Annotated in this window: 5 protein-coding genes and 1 pseudogene; all 6 read right to left on the bottom strand. The window is 41.8% G+C overall.

Going from position 1 to position 5,059, the window contains the following annotated elements; translation table 11 throughout:
• Positions 1–430: 430 nt before the first annotated feature.
• A complete protein-coding gene (locus C3945_RS11520) occupies positions 431–1,495 on the bottom strand; it encodes a bifunctional glycosyltransferase family 2/GtrA family protein (protein ID WP_161879798.1) in 1,065 nt (354 codons plus the stop codon).
• Between the two features lie 307 nt (positions 1,496–1,802).
• Positions 1,803–2,045, bottom strand: a complete 243-nt coding sequence (locus C3945_RS11515) for a hypothetical protein (protein ID WP_161879797.1) — start codon at positions 2,043–2,045, stop codon at positions 1,803–1,805.
• A gap of 21 nt (positions 2,046–2,066) precedes the next feature.
• Complete coding sequence (locus C3945_RS11510) at positions 2,067–2,867, bottom strand: ExeA family protein (protein WP_161879796.1); 801 nt, start codon at positions 2,865–2,867, stop codon at positions 2,067–2,069.
• Positions 2,864–4,102 (bottom strand): DDE-type integrase/transposase/recombinase, encoded by a 1,239-nt coding sequence (locus C3945_RS11505; RefSeq protein ID WP_161879795.1) that lies wholly within the window; start codon positions 4,100–4,102, stop codon positions 2,864–2,866. Before C3945_RS11505 ends, C3945_RS11510 begins: the two co-directional genes overlap by 4 nt.
• 105 nt (positions 4,103–4,207) lie before the next feature.
• Positions 4,208–4,393: a hypothetical protein gene (locus tag C3945_RS11500; protein WP_161879794.1), complete on the bottom strand. Its 186-nt coding sequence runs from the start codon at positions 4,391–4,393 to the stop codon at positions 4,208–4,210.
• 21 nt (positions 4,394–4,414) lie between these two features.
• Positions 4,415–4,624 (bottom strand): annotated as a pseudogene (locus C3945_RS12165) (DUF6431 domain-containing protein); the annotation flags it as partial.
• Between the last annotated feature and the right edge of the window lie 435 nt (positions 4,625–5,059).

The following is a 5,059-nucleotide window of genomic DNA, read 5'->3' as shown; positions in this document are numbered from 1 at the left end:
ATAAGATATAACTAGACGCTGTCTAGTTATATTTTATTCTCTAAGAGCTTGAGAACTTGTCATTAGGAGGCTTGTAGATGTAGTTTATTTATTTCTTAAAGGTGTTAATGCCATTAGAGAACCTCTAGTTACAGTTCAGTCTTTTATAAATGGAACAATCTATTGCTAGATTCTCTTTAGTTACAGTTAACTGGTCAATTATTTTAATAAAGTCTCGTTAAATCATCCACTAACAGCAGTTCGGCCCTTCCTGAATTAAAGGAAATGCCGTTACAGCATCTCTAATCTGAAAACCCCCACTGATTTAAGCAATTCTGCCTATAGTTGATCGATATCCTTTACATCCATATGCATGTAAAAAGCAGCTCGTATTACTCTGAGCTGCCTTCCCGTTAATCAAATTCTTCATACTCATTCCAACTCAATTTCATTAATCTTTAAACACCACAAGTTTCTGGATGCGATAATTGACCAGAAAAAAGACCAGATCGACCCCAGCTTTTAGAAAGACCACTCTAAACCCAGTCAGCCGAAACAATAAATAGACGGACAGGCCAGATATAACTGCTTCTGTTAGAGCTAATGAATAATATCCTATGATTGTCTTGTTCCATTTACGCTTGCTCTTGAAAACCACTGAGCGATTCATACAGTAATTAAATAGCGACGATCCTGCTCTTGCCAGAATGGTCGAAATTAGAATCCGTCTTCTCGCAAAGGTAAAACCAAGGATCAGCATGAACAGTTGAAATAGCGTGATATCAATAATAAAGGACGTCAGGGAAACGCCCATAAACTTAAAAAAATTTTTGAAGAGCACCCAATAAATTTCTGCGGAGTCCTTGAACGGGTTGAAATGAGAGCTTTCATTCTCATTGATGTAGACCGTTTCGATCGGACATTCCTCTATCATCAGCTTCTGACTGACTGCAGCAATCAGCATATTCGTTTCATAACTGAAGCGCTCTCCTTCAAGGTCTGTAAAATGATGTAAACTGTCCATAGCTATGCCGCGCAATCCTGTCTGGGTATCAGATATGCGTTTGCCGTACAGCAGTCTAAACACATGTCGAGTAATAATATTGCCCGTTTTGTTGGATAAAGGAACATTTTCAGAGTCAAAAGATCGGACTCCGAGGACCAGTTTACTCTGATTTTTAGATAAGGACTGATATATAGTCATAACATCGCTCAGTTTGTGCTGACCATCTGCATCAGCCGTAATAACTCCTTTCGCTTTGCTCATCTGCTCGTCATCCAATATGTACGCAAACGCATTTTTCAGTGCTCTTCCTTTTCCTTTGTTTTCGGAGTGCCGTATAACTTTTACATTATGATATGAGCTGCACCGGTCAAAAATTGACTGACAGGCATGCTCGCTTCCGTCATCAATGATGAGAATCGAAAGGAAACGCTCTTCACTCAATAAACGGACATATTCACAAAGCTTTTCGTTAGGATTTAATGCTGGAATCACAATCACACAGTTTTTCATACCCTACCCTCATTTACACTAGCTATAGTCGATCCTTATCAAAAAACATCCATATTCTGTTCATCATTTGTTCACAATTAATCATAGCACATTTGTGTAGAAAAGCAAAATAATCCAGCCAGTAAATGTCACTTTATTCCGGCAGTTTTTTTAAGAAAATGGGTCAATTAAGCGACAGAATCTGTTTATTCCAGCACGTTTGTCAGTTTAGACCAGCGGATTGTCTTCTACAATAGTTACTAAAAAAAGTCCGAAGAGCATTGGGAACGTATGCTCCTTTCTCTTCGGACTTTCTTTCTGTTTTCCATTAAAATGAGACATCCTGATCTTCCATAAATCCATTGGATTCAAAAGACGACGGAACTCTCTCTTCCTGCTGTATGGCTGTTTCAATTAATTGCTTGGTCTGTGAATAGGAAAACAAATACGCTTCCTCGCTGGAAATTTTATACGCCTGAACGAGTTGTTGGATATAAAGTTTCAATGTGGGAGAATACGTTTGTTCAAAATAACAGGTTTCGATCTCTTGCCATATTTCTTGCTCTTCCATTAGACACGCTCCTTATACCGATCAAAATAAGATTTCGGCCGTTGCCGATTCAATTAAAGACAGGGTGATTTGAACCTGTTGCTGTTTTACACCTATTTCTAAAACCTTTGTTGTTAAAAGATCCAACCGCCTTAAACTGCCTTGGGCATGGCTGATTAAGGACGTGAGTGCGTTCTCATCAAAGATACGAAGACTGCCTTCGGCACTCTTGAGTTTTGCCTCCACGTATTGTCTCGCTTCATCTTGCTGAATACCCGTACAGTGATAAATAGAAATAACCCGTTGCCTTAAGGCCTCTAAGGACGCATACCGTAATTTATCCAGCAGACTGGCAGTGCCAATAAGTAAGACCACTGTGTTTGAGACCGTATCTCGTTGAAAATTCAATAAAAGAAGCAGTTCTTCAAAGATGTCCATTGACAAAAATTGGGCTTCATCCAGGACAATGACTGGCGTGATACGCTGACTCTCTAATTGGCGAATGCGTTCCTGGATGTTGCGAAAATTGACGACCTTTTTGTGGCTCGGTTCCAGTCCCAGTTCAATGGCTAATTCCTGATAAAAATCACGACTGGATAACCGTGTCTCCTTGATTTCACAACAGGTATACAGATTCGTATTTAAGCCGTTAAGAAAGTGATGAACGATACGGCTTTTCCCTACGCCAGAGGCTCCTGTATAGAGACCGATACCCTTTTGAGAGACCACTTGGTCTAAACGGGCGTGCATCTCCAGGTAATCCGTACTTTTAAAGGTATAAGGGTGGTCTTTTGTGAACGGATTGGTGGTTAATCCGTAATAAGAAAAGGCTGACTGACTCATTTGATTCCTCCTTCTGTCATCCAATACTGCTTGCGCTTGATCTGGCTGTTGCTGATTTTATCGACCGGTTCAACCGGGTGAAGCTGATCTTTTTCATAGAGGTAAAAGCGGCTCAGATCTGCCGTGTATTTGAGGGTCACTCGCTGACCAATGTACGCATAACCGACTTCGATTTCTTTTCCCTTCAGTTTGACAATCCCGGTTTTATCCACCCTGTATTCCTTCGTATGCAAGAAAGCCTGCTCGATGGCTTCTTCACTCTTTCGACGAATATGCATCTGGTCTTCTCTAAACCGCTGCCAGGGACTCTGGCCTAAAGACCGGTGGTCTTTTATGTTCTTCTGCCTGATATAGTCAGTGAGGGAGTCGTTGAAAGCGGTCAGGGACTCAAATTCTTTATAGTCGATGGCCGGCATCCAGTCATCCTTTAAGGTACGAAAGGTCCGTTCGATTTTTGCTTTTGATGCACCTGAACGTACACGTGCATGGATTAAGTCAATGCCTAGTTGGGCAAGTATAAGGGCTAATTGCTTGTTTTTATAGGGAGACCCGTTATCGACGAAGATTTTCTTAGGTAAGCCATACCGTTTCATCGCCTGCTTCAACACCTCCTGCACATGGATAGCCGTGTCTTCTAAAAATAGACCCTGTCTAACAATCAGGCGACTGGCATCATCAATGGCCGCAATGATATACAGCCTTTTCGGATTTTTCCCCTTTTCATCATACAAATAAGGCCCATAGGACGTGTCGATCTGCCACATATCATTGGCATGAGCCATTTCAAATGACCGTCGGTCTTCTGGTGATCGCCAGCGATACTGTTCATTTTGTTGACGCATGAACCGTTGAACCGTGGTTAAAGAAACCGCCTGCGGGTTGAGTTCACCGTTTTCGCTCAAATAATGATACAGATTCGTCACTGTTCGACGAGGACGTTCTTCTTTTAAGGCAATCAGGCGCTGTTTTTGATCATCTGTCAGCCTTTTCGTACTGGTCTCTGTGCGTACTTTTGGTTTTAAGCCATCAAACCCATACTTGCGATACAAATAGACCCAGTCACGAATACCCCCAGGCTTTACTCGCCACTCACTTCCATCGACTCGTTTTAAGGGCTCTTGACTAAGGCGTTCGTAGTACGCTTGTTGGCTGGCATCAGGAAAATCCTTGTTTAAGATGGGCGCAATCACTTGAAATTTCGCTAATGCCACTTCTTCACGCTGTTTTTCATTCATTTCTTTGTCTTCCTCTCTTATATAGACTACTGCCACCTTACTACAGTCGTCTGCTTTCCAGCAGAGGGAAAAGTCGGTGAAATGAGAAAAAGAATCGATGATGGATCAGCGTGCTGTGAGAACTTGCATGAAGGCATACCCATAGCTTTCTTTATAGCTCTGTAAAAATACCGGATACTCTTCCAATGGAAGGTGACCCATTAACGCCTGCAGCCCTACCTCATGCCATTTCTTGTACTGCGTCCGCCAATACCGGATCAGTTTTGTGGATAGGGCCGTTCGATTTGACACACTCCTCACGGATTGGGTAACGTCCAGGGCGAGACAAATAAGGCCGACAACATAGCGTTTATGGGGAATGACATAATCCGGAAGGATCCGTGATAGACAAGAACAGTTAGCGTAACGTACGCGAGCGATCTGTAATGTAAATGAGTAGGTGTGATTAAGGTATACTTCTCTTGAACATACATCATAAAAGACGATGGCTGTATGATTACATTTGGGGCAGCTGGGATGCATAGATAAGAAATCATTGAAGAAACGGTCGTAGGCCGTTTGAAGACCTTGATAAAAACGGGTACTGCCTAAGTGCGACAAGGCGAGAAGAAAGTCTTTATTATTTGGGGAGAGTAAGGTATAATTCATTATGTATTGGTGAGAGAGAAAAGAAGACAGGGGAGCGTGAACTCCAATGCTGTCGCCTTTTCTCTCTTTCTTTCTGTCAGATTTGTATACGTTTCCTTATCTTACCTTTGCTGGAGACATTTGACAAGAAAAAAAGCAATGTGATCCAGCAGTGTATTCACGTCTGCTGGATCACATTGCCTTTTTTCGCCTCTTTTTTATCGGTATAGAATGCTTTTCTACACCTTCGTAACCTTTTGTCATAGAATAGAGATTTTGCTTCTCTTTCCTGGACAGTATCATGCGTTTATTCAATGCTTCCATTACTAA

Source organism: Alkalibacterium sp. MB6, assembly GCF_009935905.1.
GTDB lineage: Bacteria > Bacillota > Bacilli > Lactobacillales > Carnobacteriaceae_A > Alkalibacterium.
This window is presented reverse-complemented; position numbering and strand designations above follow the sequence as displayed.

Excerpts from the sequence above, each read along its gene's own strand:
- C3945_RS11520 (WP_161879798.1), bottom strand. The coding sequence starts at position 1,495 with ATGAAAAACTGTGTGATTGTGATTCCAGCATTAAATCCTAACGAAAAG.
- C3945_RS11515 (WP_161879797.1), bottom strand. The coding sequence starts at position 2,045 with ATGGAAGAGCAAGAAATATGGCAAGAGATCGAAACCTGTTATTTTGAA.
- C3945_RS11510 (WP_161879796.1), bottom strand. The coding sequence starts at position 2,867 with ATGAGTCAGTCAGCCTTTTCTTATTACGGATTAACCACCAATCCGTTC.
- C3945_RS11505 (WP_161879795.1), bottom strand. The coding sequence starts at position 4,102 with ATGAATGAAAAACAGCGTGAAGAAGTGGCATTAGCGAAATTTCAAGTG.